Below are 2619 nucleotides of genomic sequence, written 5' to 3'. Positions count from 1 at the left end.
TGCAGCCCTACGCCACAACAGCCGAAACCCATACCGGCCACTCCAACTACTCGGACTCGACTGAAACGGCCATATCGTCACTTGCCGGAACCCTGTGCCTGCCTCAGGTTCGGTGGCCGCACCGCACCGTACCAGCGCTGGTCTGAATAAGTAGCAAATCACCCTAAAGGGAAAAATAGATGCCTACCAAACGTCCCTTAATGGTTCCCGAGCGGCAAATCTGGCAGACTATTCAAGAGCGCCCTCACCTCACTCATCGTCGCCCCTACGCGTGACTGAAAGTCACGTTCGTCTCCGGTCTCAAGTGCTTCCATCATCAGCGCTTCAACCAGAAAGAACTCATCTCTAGGCATCGTAATCACGATCTCCTCTCCTCGATCCTCCACGTGCATCTAGATCTCCTCAGTAGAGCTAGCCGGCGGGTCAGGTTCTGAGTGAGTCGGATCTTAACGTGCCATGATCGAATCTATAGCTTGCAGATCTATGACTTATGGTGTCGCCGGTGGTAGGCCAGATGGTCCCAATCCACCGAGTGGCCGGCCACCAGTCGAAGCTCTCCTACTTCGGCGACCGTTTCCGTCTGCCTAACAACGCCGTCGGCATCGACATGGATCGCGCCGGTGTCGAAGAGTAGGTGATCGTTCGGGCAGAGGCACAGGATATTGCTCGCCACATCGGGACCGTTGTGCGGCCGACCGAGCGCACGAATGTGTGCTGCCTCTGCGTAAGGGCCAGCTGGGGTCGCGAGCTGGAGGCCGCAGACCTGGCATCTGTAGCTGTGCAAGCGCTTCACGCCGTTGGCGACAGCTGTACTTCTCACCAGGCGCTGAATCGTGGCTTCCGTGCGAGCGGCGGGCGCGGCCGCAGCGTCATGGACGCCCGTGAACGGCGGGTCAACGCTTTCGAGGGTGACCAGGCGGTACCGCCAAATCTTGAAGCCATCCTTGCCCGTGTCGAGCCAGTGATCGACTACTCGGAACAGTCCGTCGTATCGGAGGCCAGCCTTGGGGGAGTGCACAGGGTCTCCGGCCGCCCCTCTGACTACCCGTACCGGGTTGCCGTCGATCTGGCTCCGCGCTAGACCGAGGTTGCCGCGGGTCAGCTGCTGGTCTGCGGTCTGCCGCTTGGTAGTTGGGTCATTGCCCCCTTGACCGGTGTAGATGATCTCAGTGCCGTAGTCCTCATCATCCACATAGCCGCCCGAGACGACGATTGACTCTGCGCCGTCGCTTCCTCCGCAGATCCCGGCCTGGTTCGGGCGGTGCACGCCAGACGCTCTGAGGTCGTCACGATTCCTGAAGGTCGAACCAGGTGAGTAGCCTGGAATCTCGCCGTAGATCCGTTCGGAAGCCATGGCGGCACGATAGGGCAAGGGGGCAAGGTTCGCGACACGGTGCCCGCGAAGAGCGTGGCGGTGGGTGACAGGCAGGTTCAGCTGCGGTGTCGTTCAGCCCTGGACCAGCGTGGGAGAATTCTGGGAGACGATCATGGGAAGGGTAGCGTCGTCCCCTGTTGCAAGCCAATGGGTGCCGACACGCTGACCTGCACGGATGGCCGTACTTCAAGGTGTGAGAGGTAGCCGAACCTAGTTTACACCGAAGAGGTTACTGGTTCGATCTCAGTATCGCCAATGTTGGATATAGGCAGGTAAGGGGGTCGGTTGGGAAACTCCAGCCGGCCCTCTTGTTGTCCGGGGGTAGAGATCATGAGTCGCATGTGAATCGATGCTGCTGAGCCCCTGGCGGCCGACCGTCTGTCGAGTTCAGCCTTGTAGCCGGTCTCGAAGCCCTGAAGCAACGCATCCTCCAGTTCGGCGGCAAGCTGTTCGCGAAGGTAAACCTCCAACAGGTGCCGCTGGTCGACGATCGCCGTGTGCCTGTGGGCGTCTACTCGGGAGAGTTTGCCAGGACGAATTACTGGCGCCGCACCTCCATGTCGTGGCCCATCCCGTCGATGGCATCCCGACAATGCCGGACCTCGTCCCGGAGCTACGCGTTCTCCTGCTGGAGCCGGTATATCTTCTGCTGGTACAGGCGTTCGCGCTTGCTGGTCATTGCGCGCTGGTAGGCGGCGGTGCCGGCGTGTGCCGCGCGGGCGACCAGTGGCATGGCGGGGCGAGGGTGGGGGTGGGAGGGGTAGTTCACGCTGTCGAAGACCTCCAGTGAGCGCCGGTCAAGGGCGTGCTAGTCAAACGCACGTACGAATAGTCGGGAAGACCTCTCGTGGGTGTGTCGATGGATCACCGTCGAGATAGGGCGGCGATGGTGCGCGGCCGAGGGCCACGACCCCCGCACGGAGGCCCCTGTCACCGATGCTCGTGATCACTGATCAGCCCGAACAATTTTAGTAGCGTATCCATCGTCGACAACTCATATCGACGAATGATTTTGGCGTCCGTTGACGTTTTGAATGTCCGCTACTTCATAGCGGACAGCTCGCACCTGTTCGGAACCACCATTCCGTGGTAGGGCGTACCGCGCGACGCGCCCAAGGTGACCACACCGCCGGATGACGGCGTGACGTACAGGCGGGGAGTACCGTCGATGGTGGCGGCCCGCCGGGGTTGAGGCCGGTGGCCCGCCGCCCAGTCCTCAACCTGGGGGAACCCAATGCCGGCGA

General features: G+C 61.3%; 2 protein-coding genes and 1 pseudogene. All 3 read right to left on the bottom strand.

Going from position 1 to position 2619, the window contains the following annotated elements; genetic code table 11:
• Nucleotides 1–481: 481 nt before the first annotated feature.
• A complete protein-coding gene (locus B118_RS0124685) occupies nt 482–1354 on the bottom strand; it encodes a YDG/SRA domain-containing protein (protein WP_080677987.1) in 873 nt (290 codons plus the stop codon).
• A gap of 349 nt (nt 1355–1703) precedes the next feature.
• Nucleotides 1704–2108, bottom strand: a pseudogene (locus B118_RS33360) (hypothetical protein).
• Between the two features lie 308 nt (nt 2109–2416).
• On the bottom strand, nt 2417–2619 hold a 203-nt coding region (locus B118_RS33355), incomplete at its 5' end, for a hypothetical protein (RefSeq protein ID WP_043542075.1).

The sequence above is a fragment of the Salinispora pacifica CNR114 genome (assembly GCF_000514775.1).
GTDB lineage: Bacteria > Actinomycetota > Actinomycetes > Mycobacteriales > Micromonosporaceae > Micromonospora > Micromonospora pacifica.
This window is presented reverse-complemented; position numbering and strand designations above follow the sequence as displayed.

Coding starts and splice junctions, on each gene's coding strand:
- B118_RS0124685 (WP_080677987.1), bottom strand. CDS start 1,354: ATGGCTTCCGAACGGATCTACGGCGAGATTCCAGGCTACTCACCTGGT.